This window comes from Actinomadura gamaensis (assembly GCF_042652125.1).
GTDB classification, from domain to species: Bacteria; Actinomycetota; Actinomycetes; order Streptosporangiales; family Streptosporangiaceae; genus Spirillospora; species Spirillospora gamaensis.
In genome coordinates this window covers 70,796-91,352 of the sequence record NZ_JBHSIT010000017.1, presented here as the reverse complement: position 1 = coordinate 91,352, position 20,557 = coordinate 70,796, and the positions used below count along the sequence as shown (strand labels likewise).

At 74.3% G+C, this 20,557-nt stretch carries 21 protein-coding genes; 14 read left to right on the top strand and 7 right to left on the bottom strand.

Going from position 1 to position 20,557, the window contains the following annotated elements; translation table 11 throughout:
* Positions 1-42: 42 nt before the first annotated feature.
* From ACFPCY_RS39645 to ACFPCY_RS39625, 5 genes are all read left to right on the top strand, one after another.
* Complete coding sequence (locus ACFPCY_RS39645; RefSeq protein ID WP_378264419.1) at positions 43-867, top strand: putative hydro-lyase; 825 nt, start codon at positions 43-45, stop codon at positions 865-867.
* An 18-nt stretch (positions 868-885) separates the two neighbouring features.
* Positions 886-1,638, top strand: coding sequence for a LamB/YcsF family protein (locus tag ACFPCY_RS39640; RefSeq protein ID WP_378264417.1), 753 nt, complete (start codon positions 886-888; stop codon positions 1,636-1,638).
* A complete protein-coding gene (gene pxpB, locus ACFPCY_RS39635) occupies positions 1,635-2,255 on the top strand; it encodes a 5-oxoprolinase subunit PxpB (RefSeq protein ID WP_378264415.1) in 621 nt (206 codons plus the stop codon). Before ACFPCY_RS39640 ends, pxpB begins: the two co-directional genes overlap by 4 nt.
* Positions 2,252-3,097: a 5-oxoprolinase subunit C family protein gene (locus ACFPCY_RS39630; RefSeq protein ID WP_378264413.1), complete on the top strand. Its 846-nt coding sequence runs from the start codon at positions 2,252-2,254 to the stop codon at positions 3,095-3,097. Before pxpB ends, ACFPCY_RS39630 begins: the two co-directional genes overlap by 4 nt.
* 98 nt (positions 3,098-3,195) lie before the next feature.
* Positions 3,196-3,339 carry a hypothetical protein gene (locus ACFPCY_RS39625; RefSeq protein ID WP_378264411.1) on the top strand — a complete coding sequence of 48 codons (144 nt, stop codon included), beginning with the start codon at positions 3,196-3,198 and terminating at the stop codon, positions 3,337-3,339.
* Here ACFPCY_RS39625 and ACFPCY_RS39620 read toward each other — a convergent pair whose 3' ends face one another.
* Together ACFPCY_RS39620 and ACFPCY_RS39615 are read right to left on the bottom strand one after the other, a co-directional pair.
* The gene (locus ACFPCY_RS39620; protein ID WP_378264409.1) at positions 3,340-4,467 is read right to left on the bottom strand and encodes a DNA glycosylase AlkZ-like family protein; all 1,128 of its coding nucleotides are present in this window, start codon (positions 4,465-4,467) and stop codon (positions 3,340-3,342) included.
* A gap of 10 nt (positions 4,468-4,477) precedes the next feature.
* Complete coding sequence (locus tag ACFPCY_RS39615; protein ID WP_378264406.1) at positions 4,478-7,150, bottom strand: AAA family ATPase; 2,673 nt, start codon at positions 7,148-7,150, stop codon at positions 4,478-4,480.
* 161 nt (positions 7,151-7,311) lie between these two features.
* Here ACFPCY_RS39615 and ACFPCY_RS39610 point away from each other — a divergent pair, with 161 nt between their 5' ends.
* The 4 genes from ACFPCY_RS39610 to ACFPCY_RS39595 are packed head-to-tail and all read left to right on the top strand — an operon-like array spanning position 7,312 to position 10,949.
* The gene (locus tag ACFPCY_RS39610) at positions 7,312-8,283 is read left to right on the top strand and encodes an ABC transporter ATP-binding protein (protein ID WP_378264404.1); all 972 of its coding nucleotides are present in this window, start codon (positions 7,312-7,314) and stop codon (positions 8,281-8,283) included.
* Positions 8,280-9,011 carry an ABC transporter permease gene (locus ACFPCY_RS39605; RefSeq protein ID WP_378264402.1) on the top strand — a complete coding sequence of 244 codons (732 nt, stop codon included), beginning with the start codon at positions 8,280-8,282 and terminating at the stop codon, positions 9,009-9,011. The genes ACFPCY_RS39610 and ACFPCY_RS39605 overlap by 4 nt, the downstream gene beginning before the upstream one ends.
* Before the next feature lie 41 nt (positions 9,012-9,052).
* A complete protein-coding gene (locus tag ACFPCY_RS39600; protein WP_378264400.1) occupies positions 9,053-10,339 on the top strand; it encodes a sensor histidine kinase in 1,287 nt (428 codons plus the stop codon).
* Positions 10,340-10,343: 4 nt separating this feature from the next.
* Entirely contained in the window at positions 10,344-10,949 is a 606-nt protein-coding gene (locus ACFPCY_RS39595) for a response regulator (protein WP_378264398.1), read from the top strand.
* A gap of 18 nt (positions 10,950-10,967) precedes the next feature.
* Here ACFPCY_RS39595 and ACFPCY_RS39590 read toward each other — a convergent pair whose 3' ends face one another.
* Positions 10,968-12,650, bottom strand: coding sequence for a serine/threonine-protein kinase (locus ACFPCY_RS39590; RefSeq protein WP_378264396.1), 1,683 nt, complete (start codon positions 12,648-12,650; stop codon positions 10,968-10,970).
* Between the two features lie 274 nt (positions 12,651-12,924).
* On the opposite strand from ACFPCY_RS39590, the gene ACFPCY_RS39585 reads away from it, so the two are divergent.
* Together ACFPCY_RS39585 and ACFPCY_RS39580 are read left to right on the top strand one after the other, a co-directional pair.
* Complete coding sequence (locus tag ACFPCY_RS39585; protein ID WP_378264523.1) at positions 12,925-13,638, top strand: ribonuclease HII; 714 nt, start codon at positions 12,925-12,927, stop codon at positions 13,636-13,638.
* A 63-nt stretch (positions 13,639-13,701) separates the two neighbouring features.
* The gene (locus tag ACFPCY_RS39580; RefSeq protein ID WP_378264394.1) at positions 13,702-14,334 is read left to right on the top strand and encodes an HhH-GDP family DNA glycosylase; all 633 of its coding nucleotides are present in this window, start codon (positions 13,702-13,704) and stop codon (positions 14,332-14,334) included.
* Positions 14,335-14,421: 87 nt separating this feature from the next.
* Here ACFPCY_RS39580 and ACFPCY_RS39575 read toward each other — a convergent pair whose 3' ends face one another.
* Positions 14,422-15,081 (bottom strand): nitroreductase family protein, encoded by a 660-nt coding sequence (locus ACFPCY_RS39575; protein ID WP_378264392.1) that lies wholly within the window; start codon positions 15,079-15,081, stop codon positions 14,422-14,424.
* A gap of 62 nt (positions 15,082-15,143) precedes the next feature.
* Positions 15,144-16,193, bottom strand: a complete 1,050-nt coding sequence (locus ACFPCY_RS39570) for a lipoate--protein ligase family protein (protein ID WP_378264390.1) — start codon at positions 16,191-16,193, stop codon at positions 15,144-15,146.
* A gap of 149 nt (positions 16,194-16,342) precedes the next feature.
* On the opposite strand from ACFPCY_RS39570, the gene ACFPCY_RS39565 reads away from it, so the two are divergent.
* Positions 16,343-17,437 carry a Gfo/Idh/MocA family protein gene (locus ACFPCY_RS39565; protein ID WP_378264388.1) on the top strand — a complete coding sequence of 365 codons (1,095 nt, stop codon included), beginning with the start codon at positions 16,343-16,345 and terminating at the stop codon, positions 17,435-17,437.
* A gap of 10 nt (positions 17,438-17,447) precedes the next feature.
* On the opposite strand, the gene ACFPCY_RS39560 is transcribed toward ACFPCY_RS39565, so the two are convergent.
* Positions 17,448-18,413, bottom strand: coding sequence for a pirin family protein (locus ACFPCY_RS39560; RefSeq protein WP_378264386.1), 966 nt, complete (start codon positions 18,411-18,413; stop codon positions 17,448-17,450).
* A gap of 99 nt (positions 18,414-18,512) precedes the next feature.
* A complete protein-coding gene (locus ACFPCY_RS39555; RefSeq protein WP_378264384.1) occupies positions 18,513-18,986 on the bottom strand; it encodes a DUF4267 domain-containing protein in 474 nt (157 codons plus the stop codon).
* Positions 18,987-19,079: 93 nt separating this feature from the next.
* Between ACFPCY_RS39555 and ACFPCY_RS39550 the strand changes: the two genes are divergently transcribed.
* Positions 19,080-19,655, top strand: a complete 576-nt coding sequence (locus ACFPCY_RS39550) for a TetR/AcrR family transcriptional regulator (protein WP_378264382.1) — start codon at positions 19,080-19,082, stop codon at positions 19,653-19,655.
* Between the two features lie 225 nt (positions 19,656-19,880).
* A complete protein-coding gene (locus ACFPCY_RS39545) occupies positions 19,881-20,522 on the top strand; it encodes a LysE family translocator (RefSeq protein ID WP_378264380.1) in 642 nt (213 codons plus the stop codon).
* Positions 20,523-20,557: the final 35 nt, after the last annotated feature.

Below are 20,557 nucleotides of genomic sequence, written 5' to 3'. Positions count from 1 at the left end.
GGACGGGGCATAACCGGCAGGTCGGCGAAAGGGGCGGCCGCCATGCAGCCACCGGTCGAGCCGCCGGACCGGCCATCGCCGGACCGGCCGTCCGTCCTCACTCCGGCGCAGGCCCGGGCGCTGTTCCGGGCGGGCGCGGAGCCGGTCACCACCGCGGGGTGGTGCCAGGGGTACGCGCAGGCGAACCTGCTGGCCGTCCCGCGCGACATCGCGTTCGAGGCGATGCTGTTCTGCCGCCGCAACCCGCGGGCGTGCCCGCTGCTGGAGGTCACCGATCCGGGCGACGCGTGCCCGCACGAGACGGCGCCGGACGCGGACCTGCGGCGGGACCTGCCGTCCTACCGGGTGTTCCAGTACGGGCGTCCGGTGGCGGAGGTCTCGGACGCGACGCCCTACTGGCGGGACGATCTGGTCGCGTTCCTCATCGGGTGCAGTTTCAGCTTCGAGACGGCGCTGCTGGGGGCCGGCGTCCCGGTGCGGCACGTCGAGCAGGGGCGCAACGTGCCGATGTTCGTGACGGACCGCCCGTGCGTCCCGGCGGGACGGCTCGCGGGGCCGCTGGTGGTGTCGATGCGTCCGATGCCGCCGGAGGCGGTGAGCGCGGCGGTCGCGGTGAGCGAGCTGTTCCCGGCCATGCACGGGCCGCCGGTGCACGTCGGCGACCCGGCCGAGCTCGGCATCGTGGACCTGACCCGGCCGCAGTTCGGCGAGCCGGTCGAGTTCGCGCCGGGCGACGTGCCGGTGTTCTGGGCGTGCGGGGTGACGCCGCAGGCGGTGCTGATGGCCGCGCGGCCGGAGTTCGCGATCACGCACGCGCCGGGGAAGATGTTCGTCACCGACCGGCCGGACAGCTTCACGCCGGCCTGAGGTGGTACATCTGGTGCCATGCCGGTGATGGACATCAACGCCGACCTCGCCGAGGGGTTCGGCGTCTGGGAGCTCGGCGACGACCTCGCCCTGCTGGACGTGATCACGAGCGCGAACGTGGCGTGCGGCTTCCACGCGGGCGACCCGCTGATCATGCGGCGGGTGTGCGCGGCGGCGGTGGAGCGCGGGGTGGCGATCGGCGCGCAGGTGTCCTACCGCGACCTGGCCGGTTTCGGACGGCGCGAGATGGACGTCGCGCCGTCCGAGCTGGCCGCGGAGGTGCTGTACCAGCTCGCCGCGCTGGACGGCATCGCGCGCGCGGAGGGCGGGCGCGTCGCGTACGTGAAGCCGCACGGCGCGCTGTACAACCGGCTGGCCCGCGATCCGGTGCAGGCGCGGGCGGTGTCCGAGGCGGTGCGCGCGTTCGACCCGTCCCTGCCGGTGCTGACGCTGCCGGGTTCGGCGCTGTACGAGGTCGCGGACGATCTCACGGTGATCGACGAGTGCTTCGCCGACCGCGCCTACACGCCCGCGGGCGGCCTGGTGTCGCGGCGCGAGCCGGGCGCGGTCGTGCACGATCCGGAGACGGTCGTGAAGCGCGCCGTCCGGATGGCGACCGAGGGCAGCGTCACCGCCGTGGACGGCTCGGACGTGCGCCTGTCGGCCCGTTCGATGTGCGTGCACGGCGACACGCCCGGCGCGGTGGAGCTGGCCCGGGCCGTCCGGGACGGGCTGGAGGCCGCGGGCGTGCGGCTGGGGCCGTTCGCGTGAGGACGGTCCGGCGGGCCGGGGACGGCGGGCTGCTCGTGCAGACCGCGACGCTCGACGAGGCGCACCGCCTGCACCGGGCACTGCTGGACGCCGCGATTCCCGGCGTGTCCGACATCGTGCCCGGCGAGCGGACCGTCCTGGTGGTCGCCGATCCGGACGCCTGCGACCTGGACCGCCTCGCGTCCCGCGTCGCGGAGCTGGAAGCGGGTGCGGCCGAGGCGGAGGGCGCGCCGCCGGTGGAGATCCCGGTGCGCTACGACGGCGCGGATCTGGCCGAGGTCGCCGAGCTGGCCGGGCTGACCGTCCGCGAGGTGGTCGACAGGCACGCCTCGGTCGAGTACTCCGCCGCCTACCTGGGCTTCTCCCCCGGTTTCGGATACCTGACCGGCCTGGACGAGGCGCTGCACGTACCGCGCCGCACGACGCCGAGAACGTCCGTTCCGGCGGGGTCGGTGGCGATCGCGGGAGCTTACACGGCGGTGTATCCGTCGCCGTCTCCGGGCGGGTGGCGCTTGCTGGGACGCACGAGTCTCACGATGTGGGACGTCCGGCGTGATCCGCCGTCGCTGCTGCGTCCGGGGCTGCGCGTCCGGTTCGTCCCGGAGTGGATGCCGTGATCGAGGTCGTCCGGCCGGGGCCGCTCGCGACCGTGCAGGATCTCGGCCGTCCCGGATACGCCCATCTCGGCGTGCCCCGCTCGGGCGCGGCCGACGCGCCGTCCCTCCGCCTCGCCAACCGCCTCGTCGGCAACCCCGAGGACGCGGCGGGCATCGAGTTCACCCTCGGCAACGCGGCGCTGAGGTTCCACGCGTCCGCCTGGATCGCGGTCACCGGCGCTCCGGTGGACCTGCGTCTGGACGGTCGTCCCCGGGGCATGAACGCGCCCGTCCACGTCCCGGCGGGCGGCACGCTCAGCCTCGGCACGCCGACCCGCGGCCTGCGCGGTTACCTGGCCGTCCGGGGCGGTCTGACCTGCGAGGAGACGCTGGGCAGCCGGTCCACCGACCTGCTCTCCGGCCTCGGCCCGGCCCCGCTCGCCCCCGGCGTCCACCTTCCGATCGGCGAGACCGGCGCCCCGATCACCGTGGACCTCGCGCCCGTCCCGCCCCTTCCGGACGAGCCGGAACTCCGCATCGTCCCGGGCCCTCGCGACGACTGGTTCGCCGACGACGCCCTGGCCGTCCTCATCTCGAAGCCGTTCACGGTCACGCCCGCCAGCAACCGCGTCGGCGTCCGTCTCGACGGGCCCCGCCTCGTGCGCACGCGCGAAGGCGAACTCTCCAGCGAGGGCATGGTGACCGGCGCTCTGCAGGTCCCGCCGGACGGCAACCCGATCCTCTTCCTCACCGACCACCCCACGACCGGCGGCTACCCGGTGATCGCCGTCGTCAGGCACCGCGACCACGCCCTGGCCGCGCAACTCCGTCCGGGCGACCTGGTCCGTTTCCGCCTCGCCTGATTGGCGCTGGGCGGGTTCGCCGTCCGGGCGACCTGGTCCGGTTTCGCCTGACCTGATTGGCCCTGGGCAGGCTCGCCGGCCGGGCGCATACTCCGCGTATGGGAGCACTGGTCGTCCTGGCCCTGCTCGTGGTGCTGTCCTGCTGCGCCTACTTCGGAATCGGCGTCGCGGACTCACGCGACTCCCGCGACTGGAAACCCTCCGACTGGCCGTCCCGCCGCGACCGCGAGCAACGCCGCTGATCAGGCCGGCAGCGCGCGGACGCGGTCGAGCTCGGAGTTCAGCGCGGGAACCGGGACGTCCTCGAAGAGGGTCGGCGCGGCGGACGGGTCCGCGGCGTCCCACACTCCGGCGACGCGGCCCTGGAAGAGGACGACCGGGGAGATCCAGCCGGCGGTGCGGCTGACGGCGCTGCGGTGGGCGGGCGGGACGAGGTGGGGCGAGCCCGTGCCGCCCGCGAGGACGTACTGGTCGAACGGGCCCAGCAGGCGGACGGACTCCGACGGCTCGGTCGAGAGCAGGTCGTCGAGGTGGTCGTCCAGGACGAACATCGGGGTGCCCTCGACGTCGACCTCGGCGAGCCCGGCGGCCTCGAACCAGGCACGGACGTCCTTCTTGCGGTTGGCGCTGCGGACCAGCCAGGCGTCGAAGGCCTCGGGCGTGGCGGGGCCGTGCGCGCCCAGGAAGGCGCGGACGACGGTCCGGGCGGCGTCCTCCACAGGCGGCAGCGATTCCCAGGGCGGCCGGACGAACGTGACGCGGTTGCCGCGGGACGGCCCGTGGCAGAGGACGCCCGTCCAGGCCAGCGGCTTCAGCAGCGGTCCCCAGCCGGAGCCGAGCACTTCGGCGAGGTGCGTCGAGCCGGTCTCCTCGACGATCGCGGTGGTCAGCTGCTCGCGGGTCAGGGGCGTGCCGTCCGCGAGCGCGGCGCGGGCGGCCTCGGCGATGGCCTCGACATCACCGGGCGTCGCGCCGAAGTTCTTCTGCCAGCTCTTCTTCTCCCAGGTGCGCGGCGCGGCGCACAGCGCGAGGTAGGCGGGCGCGTCGCCGGCGGGCAGCAGGTGCAGGGTGCCGCGCATGGCCCACGTCTTGACCAGCGCACCCGACGCGACGGCGGCGGCCGTCCCGAACTCGACGGCGGCGGCGGTTCCGAACTCGACGGCGGAGGCAGTTCCGGACGCGACGGCGGAGGCGGTTCCGGACGGGGCGTACTGGCGGATCCGGACGGCCAGGTCGGCGGCCGACGCGACCTGCGCCTGGACGCCCGCCAGCCGCCCCGCCACCTCGACCGCGGACGCGCCGGACGGGCTCTCCACGTACTGCCGGCGCATGCGCCAGGCGAGGGCCTGCGCCCAGGTCACCGTCTCCATACGGACGATCTCACCACATTCGCGACAGCCGGTGGGTCAGCTCGGCGAGCGCGTCGTGGACGTCGTCGGCGGTGAGGGTCGTGAGGTCGGTCGGCGTCGCGGACTCGCCGAGCGCGGCGGCGCGCAGGGCGCGGAAGGCGGACGCCTTCTCGTAGAGGTTGCGGGCGAACCGGCCGTTGCCGAGCTCGTCCACGCGGCCGAGGCCGACCGCGCGCTGGAACACCAGGGCCAGGTCGTCCAGGGCGGTCTCGGCCCACGTGTCGCCGCCCTGGGCCGCGATGAGCTGCGCGATCCGCAGCAGCTCGTCCGGGCCGTAGGACGGGAAGTCCACCCGCTCGTCGAAGCGGGAGGCGAGGCCCGGGTTGGACGCGAGGAACCGGTCCATGTCGGCGGGGTATCCGGCCAGGACGACGACCAGGCGGTCGCGGTCGTCCTCGGCGCGCTTCAGCAGCGTCTGGACCGCCTCGGAGCCGAACGCGTCGCCGCCCGAGTAGCCGGGGTTGACCAGCGAGTACGCCTCGTCCACGAACAGCACGCCGCCGAGCGCCGAGTCGATCACCCGGTTGGTCTTCAGGGCGGTCGCGCCGAGGTGCTCGCCGACCAGGTCCGCGCGCTGGACCTCCACCACGTCCGGACGGGTGAGCAGGCCGAGCGCGGCGAAGATCCGGCCGAGCACCCGCGCCACCGTCGTCTTGCCCGTGCCGGGCGGGCCGGTGAACACGAAGTGCCGGGTCGGCGGGCGGGTGACCAGGCCCTGCTCCTGCCGCATCCGCGCGACCTGCAGCTGCGCCGCGATCTGGTGCACCTGCCGCTTCACCGGGGCGAGGCCGATCATCGCGTCGAGATCGCCGAGCGCCTCTTCGAGCGTCGGGGTCTCGGCGTAGCCGCGGTAGCGCTCGGTGAGCTCGGCGAACGCGGACTCGACGTCGCCCGCGGTGATCGTGACCAGCTCGTCGGCGGTCGGCGCGCGGTCGCGGACGGCCGCGACGACCCGCACGTCGCGGGCGCGCGCCGCCGCCTCGGTCAGCGACCGGACGAACCGGCCGTTGCCCAGCTCGTCCACGATCCCGCGCCGGTGGATCTCGCCGAACCGGTCGCGCAGCCGCGCGCGGGCCGCGTCGTCGAACCGGTCGTCGCGCTGCCCCACGTGGTACTCGGCGATCTCCAGCAGCTCGTCCGGGCGGTACGACGGGAAGTGCACCCGCGTGCCGAACCGCGAGGCCAGCCCCGGATTGGAGTCCAGGAACGCGGCCATCCGGTCCTCGTACCCGGCGAGGATCACCACGAGGTTGCCGCGGTCGTCCTCGGCGCGCTTGAGCAGCGTCTGGACGGCCTCGTCGCCGAACCGGTCCGGCTGCCCCTCGGCCGCGTTGGCCAGCGCGTACGCCTCGTCCACGAACAGCACGCCGCCGAGCGCCGAGTCGACCAGCGCGTTCGTCTTGATCGCGGTCGCGCCGAGGTACTCGCCGACCAGGTCGGCGCGGGTCGCCTCCACGACCGTCGCGGTCGGCAGCAGCCCGAACGCGTGGAAGATCCGCGCGAGCACCCGCGCCACCGTCGTCTTGCCCGTCCCGGACGGCCCGACGAACACCAGGTGCCGCATCGGCTTCTCGGTCGGCACCCCGGCCGCCGCCCGCAGGTGCGCCGCCTCGATGGACGCCGCGAGCGACCGCACCTGCCGCTTCACCGGCGCGAGGCCGATCATCCCCTCCAGCTCGGCCATCGCCTCGCCGACCGTGGGGCCGTCCGGCTCGTCCGCCGGGCGGGTCTCGGCCGCCGCCCGCTCCTCGTACGCGGCCCGGGTCGCCGCCGGAACCCCGGCCGAGGGCGGAGCCGCCGCGGACGCCGGAATTCCGGCGGACGGCGACCCGCCGGCCGGAAGGCCTCCGCCGGACGGCGAACCCCCGCCGGACGGCGAACCCCCGCCGGACGGCGAACTCCCGCCGGGCGGGGAACTCCCGGCCGGGAAGCTTCCGGCGGACGGCGGCACGCCGTCGTCTTCGGCGTCGCCGCCGTCCCCGTTTCCGGCACGCTTCCCGCCGTCGCGCGCGGGTTTCCCTCCGGCTCGTCCGCCGGGCTTCCCGTCAGGACGGTCGCCCGCCTGCTCCTGCACCCAGCCGGTCTCGTACGCCTCGGCCGCGGTCGTCCGCCGCGCCTGATCCCACCGGTAGCCCAGGACGGCCAGCGCCGCCACCCATGCCGGAGCGACCGAGAGCACCGGCACCGAGACCGCGCTCCCTGCGGCGACGACGCCCGCCGGAACCAGGGACACCACGGCCGTCCGCCACGGCGCGTAACCCCGCAACCGCAGCGCCCCGACCGCGACGGGCAGCGCGAGCAGCGCCAGCAGCAACCCCGGGCTCAGGTAGCCGTGCGGGTAGAGCCGTCCGAGTGCGACCGAGGCCGCCAGCCACCCGGCGACCACCGCGACCACGGCCATCCCCGCCGGAGATCGGAGCGTCAGATGCGCCACGACGAGCAGGATCGCCGCGAACGCCGCCGCGGTCGGCACCGGCAGGCCCACCACCGCCGCCACCGCCGCGACCCCGGCCAGCACCACCAGCCCGCCCAGGAACCGGATGCCGGGCAGCACCTGGAAGTACCGGCAGCGCAGGCGCTCGAAGAGGTCCCGCGCCGCGGTCCCTGCCGCCGGGCGGGAGCCGGAGCCGCCGAACAACGTCATCACGATCGAGTAAAGCGTAGGAGCTGCCCCAACGGCACCCCTCGAACCCAAGCTTCGCTCACCGGGCCGATCCGCTCTGTGTCAGCCGGGACATTTGTCCTGCGCGAACGCGTATTCCCGGCTCTGCCTCGGAGTACCCGCCGATTCCTAGTGTCAACGGCATGGAAGCGGTGGAGTTGCGCGGAGTGAGCAAGAGTTTCGGGACGGTGCGGGCCGTCGACCGGCTGGACCTGCGGCTGGAGCGCGGGCGGACGGTGGCGCTGCTCGGCCCCAACGGGGCGGGCAAGTCCACGGTGATCTCGATGATGCTGGGACTGCGGGCGCCGGACACCGGGACGGTGCGGGTGCTCGGCGGGACGCCGGAACGGGCCGTCCGGGACGGGCGGGTCGGGGCGATGCCGCAGACCGGGCGGCTGATCTCCGGGGTGACGGTGCGGGAGCTCGTCGGGTTCGTCCAGCGCGCGCACGCCGCGGTCGCGCGCGGACCGGTGCCGTCGGTCGGCGAGCTGCTGGACCTCGCGCGGATCTCCGACCTCGGCGGACGGCGCGCGGACGCGCTGTCGGGCGGCCAGGCCCAGCGGGTCCGGTTCGCGCTGGCGGTGGCGGGCTCGCCGGACCTGATCGTCCTGGACGAACCGACCGCCGCGCTGGACATCGAGTCGCGGCGCGAGCTGTGGACGGCGATCCGGAGGTGCGCGGAACGCGGCGCGACGGTGCTGTTCTCGACGCACTACCTGGAGGAGGCGGACGCCGAGGCGGACCGGATCGTGGTGATCGACCGGGGCCGCGTCGTCGCGGACGGCACGAGCGAGGAGATCAAGCGCCGGGTCGCCGGACGGACCGTCAGCGTGGACGTACCCCCGGCCCCCAGCATCGACGCAGCCCCGAACGTCAGCGTGGACGGAGCCACGCACGTCGGCGTGGACGCGTTCGCGAACATCGACCTGTCGTCCCTGCCCGGCGTGGTGAGCAGCGAGATCGACGGGACGCGCGTCCGGCTGCACACGACCGACTCGGACGCGACCGTGCTGGCGCTCGCCGCCGCCGGGGCCGTCCGGAACCTGGAGGTCTCGGGCGCGAGCCTCGAAGAGGCGTTCCTGACCCTGACCCACGCCGAGGAGGGCGTCCGATGATCCTGTTCCCCTACGTCCGGCTGGAGCTGCTGCGGCTGCTGCGCGATCCGGGCTACCTGATCATGACGCTCGTGACGCCGCTGACGATGTACCTGGTCTTCACCAACCTGGACCTCGGCGGCGGGGCCGGCCGCGACGGCGCGGTGTACTCGATGGTGGGGATGGCCGGGTTCGGGGCGATCGGGGCGGTGATGACGAACGGCGTCTCGATCGCCGAGGACAAGCCGCTCGGCTGGATCCGGCAGTTGAGGCTGCTGCCGCTCGCGCCGTCGCAGGCGGTGGTCGGGCGGGCGACGTGCGCGATGGTCGCGGCGCTGCCGCCGATCGTCGCGGTCTGCGCGGCGGGCGCCCTGGTGGACGACGTGTCGCTGTCGCCGGGGCGGTGGGTCGCGGTGTTCCTGCTGCTGTGGCTGGGGATCTCGCCGCTGGCGGTGCTGGGCGTCGGGTTCGGGTACCTGCTGACGGCGCAGAAGGCGCAGATGGCGGGCCTCGTGTTCTACATGGGCCTGTCGATGCTCGGCGGCCTGTGGTTCCCGGTCGCCAAGATGCCGTCCTGGCTGGCGCGCGTCGCGCGGGTCACGCCGGTGAACCGGTACGGCGAGCTGTCGTGGAAGGTCGCGGGCGGGCAGGCGCCGACGCTCGTGGGCGTGCTGGTGCTGGCCGCGTGGGCCGCGGCGTTCGCGGCGTTCTCGGTGATCGCCTACCGGCGCGCGGCGCGGACGCTCTGACCAGGCCGTACGGTATTCGGCGTGCGAGAGGTGAGCGGCGGATGAAGCGGTACATCGAGGAGCGGGTCGCCCGCGTCGAGCGGAGGCGCGTGCCCCGGCGGCCGTCCGTGGATCTGGCGAAGCTCGACCAGCACGGTCCGTCGCCATGGGCGTTCGTCTTCTGGGCGGTCATCATCTGGTGGCCGCTCCAGGAGGTGCTGACGGGCGAGGCGCGGCCGATGTGGCTGGCCGTGCCGATGCTGCTCGCCTTCGCGGCCTGCTACCTCGGGACGGTGCTCACGGCGTTCGACGGCCGCGTCCCGCTGCGGCTGCCGATCGCGGGCGTGGCCGTCCTCACGTCGCTCGCCGTGACGGCGACGGTCGAGCTCGGCCCGAGCTGGTTCGTGCTGTTCCCGCTGTCGGGGCTCGCCGCCGGGACCGTCGCGGGACATTTGCCGAGCGCGTCGCCGCGTCCGGAGTACGGCCTGCTGGTCCTGGTCGGCGGCGTGTCCACGGCGGCGGGGCTGACGATCTGGCTGACCGGGCTGGAGAGCGGCGCGATCCAGAGCACCCTGTGGGGGACGATCTCGGCGGGCACGGTGACCGCGATCGTGATCCGGCTGTTCACGGTGATCGGGCTGCTCCGCGAGGTGCGCGAGGAGCTGGCGCACGCGGCCGTCGCCGAGGAGCGGCTGCGGTTCTCGCGCGACCTGCACGACCTGCTCGGGCACACGCTGTCGCTGATGGTGGTGAAGGCGCAGGCGGTGCGGCGGCTGGCCGAGCGGGACCCGGCGCGCGCGGCCGAGCAGGCCGCCGACATCGAGCAGGTCGGGCGGCAGGCGCTCACCGAGGTCCGGCAGGCCGTCAGCGGCTACCGCGGGCGGGGGCTCGGCGCCGAGCTGGACCACGCGCGGACGGCCCTTGCGGACGCGGGCGTCGAGGCGGTGGTGCGGCGCTCCGGCGGGCCGCTGCCGCCCGAGCCGGACGCGCTGCTCGGCTGGGTCGTCCGGGAGGGCGTGACGAACGTGATCCGGCACAGCGGCGCGGGCCGCTGCGTGATCACCGTGCGCCACGACGGGACGGAGGCGTCCGTGGAGGTCTCCGACAACGGCCGCGCCCGGGCCGCCGCGTCGCCGGGCGACGCCCGCTCGCAGGGTGACGCGGCGGCGCAAGGGAACGCGGCGGCGCAGGGGAACGCGGCGGCGCAGGGGAACGCGGCGGCGCAGGGGAACGGGCTGGCCGGGCTCGGCGAGCGGGTCGGCGCGGCCGGCGGGACGCTGCGGGCCGCGCCGTCCGCGTCGGGGTTCGTGCTGGTGGCGACGGTGCCGGTCGCGGCGGGTGGAGAATGATCCGGTGATCCGAGTGCTGCTCGCCGAGGACCAGGGCATGATGCGGGGCGCGCTGGCGCTGCTCCTCGACCTGGAGGACGACATCGAGGTCGTCGCGCAGGTCGCGGACGGCGCGGAGGTGCTCCCCGCGGCCCTGGCGACGCGTCCGGACGTCGCCGTCCTGGACATCGAGATGCCGAACCGCACCGGCCTGGACGTCGCGGCCGACCTGCGCCGCGACCTGCCGTCCTGCCGGGTGCTGATCGTCACCACCTTCGGGCGGCCGGGCTACCTGCGGCGCGCGATGGAGGCGGGCGCGCGCGGCTTCCTCGTCAAGGACGGCCCGATCGAGGACCTCGTCGCCGCGATCCGCCGTGTGCTCGCCGGGGAGCAGGTCGTGGACCCCGCGCTCGCGGCGGCCGCGCTCTCGGTCGGCCCGAACCCGCTGACCGACCGCGAGCGCGACGTCCTGGCCGCCGCGGCGGACGGCGCGACCGTGGCCGACATCGCGGGCAGGCTGCACCTGTCGGAGAGCACCGTCCGCAACTACCTGTCGTCCGCGATCGGGAAGACCGGCGCCCGCAACCGCATCGAGGCGGTCGGCGCGGCCCGGCAGAACGGCTGGCTCTGAGAGCCGGGTGCGAACGGCTCAGTCCCAGCAGATGGTGAAGATGCGCGAGTTGAGCTCGCCGGTGAGAGTGAGCTGGTCGCAGCCTTTCGCGGGCGCGGACGGACGCTCGGTCACCGTGACCTCGGAGCGCTCCCCGGCGGCGAGGTCCCCGGAGGACGGCGCGCTGAGGTAGGGCCCGTAGCTGGACGTCCAGTGCACCGGCCCGGTCTCGGTCCAGATCCGGAAGCTGTGGCTGCCCCAGTTCGGCGCGAGCTCGACGCCGCCGCGCTCCGCCATGAGAATCCCCGGCTGCGGGGACGGGCTGGTAGGCGGTGTCGTCGTGGGGCGCGTCGGGGTGGTCGAAGGGGGCTTCGCGCTCGTCGAGGGCCGGGCGCGTGCCGTCGTGGTCCGCTTGGTCGCCGGAGTCGTCGTCGGAGCCACGGAGGAGGAGCCGAAAACGGTCGGCGGCGCGCTGGGGTCGTCCGACGGGCCGCCTCCGCCTGCTTCCCCTTTGCCGCCGGACGCGGGCGGATGTCCGGACGTCGTCGGCGCGAGCAGCCCGGGACCGGCGGCTCGCGGCGCCGCCGCTCCGTGCCCGAACATCATCGGGGCCGAGAGGAGCGTGGCGAGCACCAGCGCGGTCCCGCCCACGAGCACGCCCCGGCGCCATCCGGACAGGTAAGGCCGCTTTTGCCCCGGAGGGACGGTGGCCTCCCCCGCCATCGGCACGTCCGGCGGCAAGGCCGGTTCCGGCCGCGCACTCGATGCAGGCTCCCCGGACGCTCCCGACGCGTCGGACGTCCCCGACATCGTCCCCGACATCGCCTCCGGCTTGGCGGACGCGCCAGGTGAGTGGAGCTCCGCGGCGGCGCTCCCCGCCGCGAGCACGCCGAGCGTGTCGCGCCGCGCGGCGGCGGCCTCGGCGGACCCGAGCAGCCGCAGGACGATCTGCTCGGCGGTCGGACGGCTGCCCGCGTCCTTGGCCAGGCAGGACGCGGCGAGCGCGCGCAACGGCCCGCGCATGTCGCCCAGTTCGGCGTGCCCGCGCAGGATGCGGGCCACGACCGCGGGAATCGAGTCGGTGCCGAACGGCGGGTTGCCAGTCGCGGCGTAGACGAGGGTCGCGCCGTAGGCGAACACGTCCATCGCGAGGTCGGCGGTGTCGCCGTTGAGCTGTTCGGGCGACATGTAGGCGGGCGTCCCGACGGGCCGTCCGCCGGTCTGGGTGGCGGTGACGTCGAGCGCCCGCGCGAGCCCGAAGTCCACCACGCGCGGGCCGTCCGGGCCGATGAGGACGTTGGCGGGCTTGAAGTCGCGGTGCACGATCCCGGCGCGGTGGATGGCGGCGAGCGCGGTGGCCATGCCGATCGCGAGCCGCTCCAGCTCGGCCCCCGCGAGCGGCCCGCGCCCCGCGACCAGGCGGCGCAGCGACGGCCCCTCCACGTACTCGGTGACCACGTAGGGCTGGTCCTCGGCGACGTTGACCTCCAGGATCTCCGCCGTGCAGAACCGCGCGACCTGCTGCGCCGCCGCGGCCTCCGCCACGAAGCGCGCCCGGACCAGCGGGTCCTCGGTGAGCCCCGGATGCAGCAGCTTGATCGCGACACGCCGACCGCCGCCGGAGCGGCCGAGGTAGACCACGCCCTGCCCGCCCGCTCCGAGCCGTCCGAGAACGTCGTAACCGCCCAGACGGCGAGGGTCCCCCGACCGCAGAGCCTCCATGCCGACCACCCCTGAAGCGGCGGAGTCCTGTTGCGCGGATGCTACTCCTCGCAAGCCGCGAGAAAACTCCCCTCGCAGCTGGGAGAAAGCTGAAAGCGCCGCCGCCCGGAGCGCGCCCGGGGTGCGTGGGGCGGGCGGGACGGGGCCGTACGATCGTGGTTCGCTGCGGGGTGTCGACGTTCGGGGAGGATCCTTGTCCGCTGGTGAGTCCGGAACCGCTGATGTGGCCCTGCCGGGGTTCGAGGCCGGGACGTCCGGGACGTCCGGGGAGCGGCTGCCGCGGGTGGCCGGGTACGAGATCGAGCACGAGCTGCGCGAGCTCACCGGACGTCCGGTGCGGATCGCCGGGGTGGACGAGGTCGGGCGCGGCGCCTGGGCCGGCCCGGTCGTGGTCTGCGCGGCCGTCACCGACCTTTCGGACCCGCCGGAACTGCCCGGACGCGGCGACCGGACCGTCCGCCTCACCGATTCCAAGCTGCTCACCAAGGCGCACCGGGAGGCGTTCGCGGAGGTCCTCCCCGCCTGGCTGGACGGGCACGCGATCGGCTCGGCGTCGCCGGAGGAGATCGACGAGATCGGCATGACGGCGGCGCTGCGGCGGGCGGCCGTGCGGGCGCTGTCCGCGCTGCCGGAGCCGCCCGACCTGGTGCTGCTCGACGGCGACGCCGACTACGTCCGGGACCCGCGCTGGCGGGTCCGCTGCGAGGTCAAGGCGGACCAGCGGTCGATCACGGTCGCCGCCGCGTCCGTGCTGGCGAAGGTGCACCGGGACGGGCTGATGGCCGCGCTTGACACCGAGTTTCCGGGGTACGCCTTCGCCGACGCCGCCGGTTACCCGTCGCCGGTCCACCAGAAGGCGTTGGAGGAGCACGGCCCGACCCCGTACCACCGGATGTCCTGGTCGTATCTGGACGACCTGCCCCGCTGGCGGCATCTGAAGCGCTACCGCGATCCGTCGGCCGGCGAGGGCCAGCTCAGCCTGCTCTGAACCGTCCGGCAGGCGTCAATCGGCCACGCGTGGGTAAAGGCGCGATTGACGGGAGGTGCGTTGATGGACGCTGTCGTGAAGAGGCTGTTGCGTGACGCGGGCCGGACCTACGCCGAGGAGGCGGGGATCCCGCTGAAGGACCAGCCGGGCCCGCTGTTCCGGCTCGTGGTCCTGTCCAACCTGCTCAGCGCCCGGATCGGTGCGGAGATCGCGATGGCGGCGGCCCGCGAGCTGTTCGAGGCGAGCGGCGGCACCGCGCGCGGGCTCGCGCGGCTGACCTGGCAGCAGCGGGTGGACGCGCTCGACCGCGGCCACTACGTCCGCTACGACGAGAGCACCGCGACGCACCTCGGCGACATGGCCGACCTCGTCCTGGACCGGTACGGCGGCGACCTGCGGCGGCTGGCGATCGAGGCCGGGCGCGACCCCGAGCGCGCCGCCGAACTGCTGCGCGAGTTCCCCGGGATCGGGCAGGTCGGCGTGGACATCTTCTGCCGCGAGGCCCAGCTGATCTGGCCGTGGCTGCGCCCGTACATCGACGGGCTCGCGCTCAAGGGCGCCGAGCGGCTCGGCCTGCCCGCCGACCCGAAGCGCCTCGCGGACGAGGTGCCCGACAAGGACCTCGCCCGCTTCGCGGCCGCGCTCGTCCGCGTCGCGCGGGACAAGAAGCTGGCCGAGTCCATCCTGAAGGGCTGACCCTCACGCGGGACGCGGCCGGGCGCTCGCCCGCCCGGCCGCCCCGCGCGTCCCTTCCCAACGGCAGCGCGTCGGAGCGGTGGGCCGTCAGAGGTGGACGACGATCTCGTTCAGGGGCTTCTTCGTGATGTCGGGGACCATCGCCTCGTCGGCCGGGTAGCCGACCGGGATGACCACGTACGCGCGCTCCTCCCGGGGACGCTCGCAGACCTCGTTGAGGAACTTCATGGGGCTCGGCGTGTGCGTGAGCGTGGCGAGGCCCGCCTGGTGGAGCGCCGCGAGCAGGAACCCGACCGCGATCCCCACCGACTCCTTCACGTAGTAGGGACGCGGCGAGTGCGGCCCCTTGTGCACCTCGAACACGACGATGACCGCCGGGGCGTCCTCGAGGAACGGCTTGTGCCAGTCCGTGCCGAGCGGCGCGAGCGCCTCCAGCCATTCGGGGGACGCGCGGCGCTCGTAGAAGTCGCGTTCCTCGGCCTCGGCCGCCTCGCGCAGCCTCCGCTTGCGGGCCGGGTCGGTGATGACGACGAACCGCCACGGCTGCACGTTCGCGCCGCTCGGGGCGGTCGCCGCCGCGCGCAGCGCGTGCTCGACGACCTCGGCCGGGACGGGCCGGGGCGCGAAGTCCCGGACCGTCCGGCGGAGCGTCATGGTGTCGGCGAACGCCCGCGCGCGCTCGACGGCCCGCTCGGCGGGGACGTCGAACCGGGGAGCGGGCACGACCGGGTACGGGTACTGGCTCATGCCCCGGTTCTAACCGCCCGGCCGTGCCGGTCACAACGGCAAGACCTGCCAGCGGGGCACGATCAAGGAACGCGTGCGGTCCACTCCGGCGTGCTGAACTTCTCGGCCACGTACTTGTCGGCGAGGACGCGCTCGTCGTCGGTGAGGGTGTCCGGAGTCAGGCCGTAGCGGGCGCGGAAGTGCGCGACCATGCGGCGGATGATCTCGTCGCGGGGCAGGCCGGTCTGCCGGCGCAGCGGGTCGACGCGCTTCTTCGCGCTGGTGGTGCCCTTGTCGGAGAGCTTCTCGCGGCCGATGCGCAGGACGGTCAGCATCTTGTCCACGTCGATGTCGTAGGACATGGTCACGTGGTGCAGGACGGCGCCGTTCGCGAGCCGCTTCTGCGCCGCGCCCGCGATCTTGCCCTGGTCGGAGGTGATGTCGTTCAGCGGCTGGTACCAGGCGCGGACGCCCAGCTCGCCGAGCGCGCCGAGCACCCAGTCGTCCAGGAAGGCGTAGCTCTCGGCGAACGACATGCCCGCGACCAGCGACTCCGGCGCGTACAGCGAGTAGGTGATCGTGTTGCCGGGCTCGACGAACATCGCGCCGCCGCCGCTGATCCGGCGGACGACCTCGACGTCGAGGGCGCGCGCGGCGTCCCCGTCCACCTCGTTGCGCAGCGACTGGAAGCTGCCGATGACCACGGCGGACGCGCCCCACTCCCAGATCCGCAGCGTCGGCGGGCGGCGGCCCGCGCCGACCTCCTCGGCGAGGACCTGGTCGATCGCCATGTGCAGCGCGGGCGGCTGCGGCCCCTCGTGGACGAGCCGCCAGTCGTGGTCGCGCCAGTCGGACGCGCGCGCCACGGCCCGCCGCACGGCGATCCCGACGGCCTCGGCGGTGAGCCCGAGCATGACCGTGCCCGGCGGCAGCTCCGCCTGGACGCGGGCGGCGAGGTCGCGCGCCTCCAGTCCGGCGGACAGCCCGTCGAGCGCGCCGTTGATCGCGTCGAGCGCCTCGTCGGGTTCGAGGAAGAAGTCACCGCTGATCCGCGGGTCGCGGAGCAGGCCGTCCACCACGTTCACGTCGGCGACGACGAGCTTCCCGCCGGGCACCTTGTATTCGCCATGCATCACACGGAGGTCAACCGCGTCCGGGCGCCGGGGATTCCGGCAGAAGCGGACTGGCAGCGTCCGGATTAAGTGGACAACTCGCGTCCGCTTGTTCTAGGGTCCCAGACAACCGGACGGAATGCGTCCGCTTCTTGGAACGGAGTCCACCCATGTCCGCGATCCGCGTCGGCATCATCGGAGCCAACCCCGACCAGGGCTGGGCGTCCCGCGCCCACATCCCCGCGCTGCGCGCCCTGGACGGGTTCGAGATCACCGCCGTCGGCACCCGGCGCGAGGAGAGCGCCCGGGAGGCCGCCCGCCGCTTCGGCGTCCCGCACCACTTCACCGACCCGCGCGCGCTCGCCGCCCACCCGGACGTGGACCTCGTCGCGATCACCGTGAAGGTCCCGGCGCACGACGAGCTGATCCGCGCCGCCCTGGGCGCGGGCAAGCGCGTGTTCTCCGAGTGGCCGCTGACCCGGACCACCGAGGAGGCCGAGGCCGTGGTGAAGCTGGCGGCGGACGCCGGCGTCCGGACGGCCGTCGGCCTCCAGGCCCGGTTCGCCCCGGCCGCCGAGCAGGCCCGGCGCCTCCTCGCCGACGGCTTCGTCGGCCGCGTGACCTCGGTGACCGTCCACGCCGCGCTGTACAAGGGCGCGGACGGGACGGTGCCGTCCTGGTCGGCCTACACCTCCGACGTCCGGAACGCGGCGGGGACGCTGGAGGTCAGCGGCGGCCACCACCTGGACCTGGTGCGGCACCTGCTCGGCCCGATCGCCGAGCTGTCCGCGACGACGGCCGTCCAGCGCCGGCAGTACACGGTCGCGGAGACCGGCGAGCCCGTGCCGGTCGACAGCCCCGACCAGGTCGCCGTGATCGGGACCCTCGCGTCCGGTGCGACGCTTTCCGCGCACATCCACTACGCCAAGGTGACGGCGCCCGGCACGCGCATCGAGATCGCCGGGACGGAGGGCGACCTCATCCTCGTCGCGCGCGGGGGCTACGGCGTCCAGATCGACGATCTCGTCCTGCTCGGCAACCGCGAGCCGGGTGGCGCGCCGCAGGAGATCGCCGTCCCGGACGAGCTGAACCTTCTGCCCGCCTCGCTGAACGGCACGCAGGCGGCCAACGTCGCCCGCCTCTACCAGGCGATCGGCGCCTCGTCCGCGTCCGTGCCGACCTTCGCGGACGCCCTGGAGCTGCACCGGCTGCTCGACGTCGTCCGCCGCTCCGCCGAGACCGGTGCCCGGCTGCCCGCCGCCTGACGGGCGGGACTCAGCGGGTCCGGCCGCGCGCCTTGAGCGGCAGGCCGGGCAGGGCCGGAGCCGGGGTCCGGCCGCCGTCATACCCCTGGACCGTTCCGAACCGGTCGCCGTCCATCCAGTCGGCGCGGGCCCGCGCGATCTCGTCGCCGCTCCGCCCGACGAAGTTCCACCACATGACCAGGCGCTCCTCGAACGGCTCGCCGCCCAGCAGCATCAGCGAGCCGCCGCCGTCCGCGCGGACGGGCAGCTCGCGCCGTCCGCAGCCGAGGTAGAGCATGGCGCCGGGGTCCAGCGGCACGCCGTCCACGACGGTGCGTCCGGCCATGGTCAGGACGGCGTACTCGAAGTCGGGTTCGAGCGGGACGCGGACGTCCGCGCCGTCCGCGATCCCGAGGTCCGCGCCGACGATCGGGGTGAAGGCGCGGCCGGGCGAGGCGGCCCCGTCCAGCTCGCCGAGCAGGACGGTCGCGGTCAGCCCCGGACCGGTCACCACCGGAAGGTCGGCGTGGAACTCCCAGCTCGGATCGGTGTGGCGGGCGGCGTCCGGCAGCGCCACCCACAGCTGCGCGCCGTGCAGCGTCGGGCCGTGCTCCCGCGGCGACTCCTCCGAGTGCGAGATGGCCCGGCCGGAGGTCATCAGCCCGAGCTGGCGCGGCCGGACGGTCTGGACGCTGCCCAGGCTGTCGCGGTGCAGCACCTCCCCCGCGTGCAGCCAGCTCACGGTCTGCAATCCCATGTGCGGATGCGGTGGAATCTGCATCCCCGGCTCGCCGGCGATGTCGTCCGGCCCGTAGTTGTCCACGAAGCACCAGGCGCCGACCATCCGGCGGCCGAGAGTCGGAAGCAGCCGCCGCACCTCGGTCGTCTCACCCAGCGGCACGGTCTTGGGCTTCAGCAACTCGCGGACGGGACCGCCCGAGACGTCGTCCCGTCCCCCGCACGCCACGGCCTCCGGCCGGGTCTGTAGATCACTCACCGAACTCCCTTTCGTCGCCTCCAGCCTGCCATCCGAGCCCCGCCCTCGAGACCGCGAGGAGCGGGGCGCGTGCGGAGTGGAGCGGCGCGGATGGCGGGGTCAGGCGGCGGGCCGGTTCTCGGCGCGGGCCTCGCGGCGGACGCGGACGAACTGGAGGACGACGCCGAGGGCCAGCAGCGCGGCGGCGGAGCCGTGCACGGCGAGGGCGAAGGCGACGGTGCCGCCGTGGGTCATCACGGTCAACATGTCGCCGAGCGGGAGCAGCAGGTCGAACAGCATGATCCAGGCGAGGGCGCGGTGCTGGCGCAGGGCCAGCAGGGCGAACACCGCCGCGCCCGTCGCCAGGTCGCGGAAGCCCTTGACGTCGAAGTAGCCGGTCGCGTGGCCGGTCGGCCAGGGCTTGATGCCGAAGCCGTCCGCCGCGTGCGGGTTGAGCAGGAAGTTGAGACCGAAGTAGGTGACCACCAGGCCGGTCACGATCGCGATGCCCGTGGCGGTGCGGGCGACGAGGCGACCGCCGGAGCCAGCGGCAGCGGCGGAGGCGGAGGTGGAAGCCGGGACGGTGGCGTTCATGGGGGCCCCTTCAGGAAAACTAGCGTTGCTAGGAACAAGAGCGACGCTAACACTAGCCGTGCTCGATTGTCTAGCAGTGCTAGGATTCCTTCCATGTCCGTACAGGAGCGCCGAGAACGCGAACGTGCCGAACGCCGCCGACTGATCGTCCGGACGGCCCGGGAGCTGGCCGAGTCCGAAGGGTGGGACGCCGTCACGACCCGGCGGCTGTCCGAGCTCGTCCAGTACAGCCAGCCCGTGCTGTACAGCCACTTCAAGGGCAAGGCCGAGATCGTGGCCGCGGTGGCGGTCGAGGCGCTCGGCGACCTCGCCGCCGAACTCCGCGCCGCGCGCGAGAAGGCCGCGGACGACGTGTCCGCGCTGCGCGCCGTCGCGCGGACGTACATGGACTTCGCTGCGGCGCATCCGGCGGCCTACGACGCGATGTTCGTCCAGCGGATCGACGTCACGTTCGGGACGGACGAGTCACCGCAGGCCCTCCACGACGCCTTCCACGAGATCGTCAGCGTGCTGAGGCCGTTCGCCGGAGACCGCGACCTGGAGACGTTCGCCGAGGTCGGCTGGAGCTGGCTGCACGGCCTCGCGACGCTCACGAAAGGAGAACGGCTGCGTCCCGACCACTCCGCGTCTCGCCTCGACCTCCTGGTCGACGCGCTCTGCCGCGGCTGAGTGCCTCCGCCTGCTCCGGCCGCGCTCGCCCGGCCCGCCGCGTACGGCGTCGCATCCCGCGTCTCGCCCCCCGTCGTGTCGCGCGTCGTGTCCGGCGCCGCATCCCGCGTCGAGTCCGGCGTCGCATCCGGCGTAATGTCCGGAGTCGCGTCCGGCTTCTCGTCGCGCGTACCGCGATGCGAAACGAAGTTGATTCGGCGGGACGCGCCGGGGCACGCTGCCGGGATGATCGACTCCTCGCTGTACGCGGCCTTCCTCGTCGCCGCGCTCGCGCTCTGCCTGAGCCCCGGCCCCGACATGATGTTCATCGTCGCGATGGGCGGGCGCGGCGGCCCCACGACCGGGGTGATGGCCGCCGTCGGCGTCGCCACCGGCGCGTTCGTGCACGCGATCGCCGCGATGCTCGGGCTGTCGGCCCTCTTCGCGGCCGTGCCGACGCTGTACCACGTGCTGCGCTGGGCGGGCGCGGCCTACCTGGTCTTCCTCGCGATCAAGGCGTTCCGGGAGCGCGGCGAGCAGGACGCGGCGGACGGCGCGCCGCGTCCCGCCGGTCCCGGACGCCTGCGCGCCTTCTGGCAGGGCATGGTCACGAACCTGCTCAACCCCAAGGTCATCCTGTTCAACATCGCGTTCCTGCCGCAGTTCGTGAACCCGGACATCGGCAGCCCGATGCTCCAGTTCCTGATCCTCGGCGTGACGCTGGTGCTGATCGGGCTGGCCGTGGACGGCACGGTCGGCCTGCTGTCCGGACGGCTCGCCGCCGCGCTCCGGCGCAGCCGCCGCGCCGCCCGCGCGCTGAACGTCTTCGGCGGCGTGGTTTTCACCGGGCTCGCCGTCCGGCTGCTGCTCGCCCCGGACGCCCGCTGACGTTCACGCCCTATTACGGCCCCCAGGACGAGCAG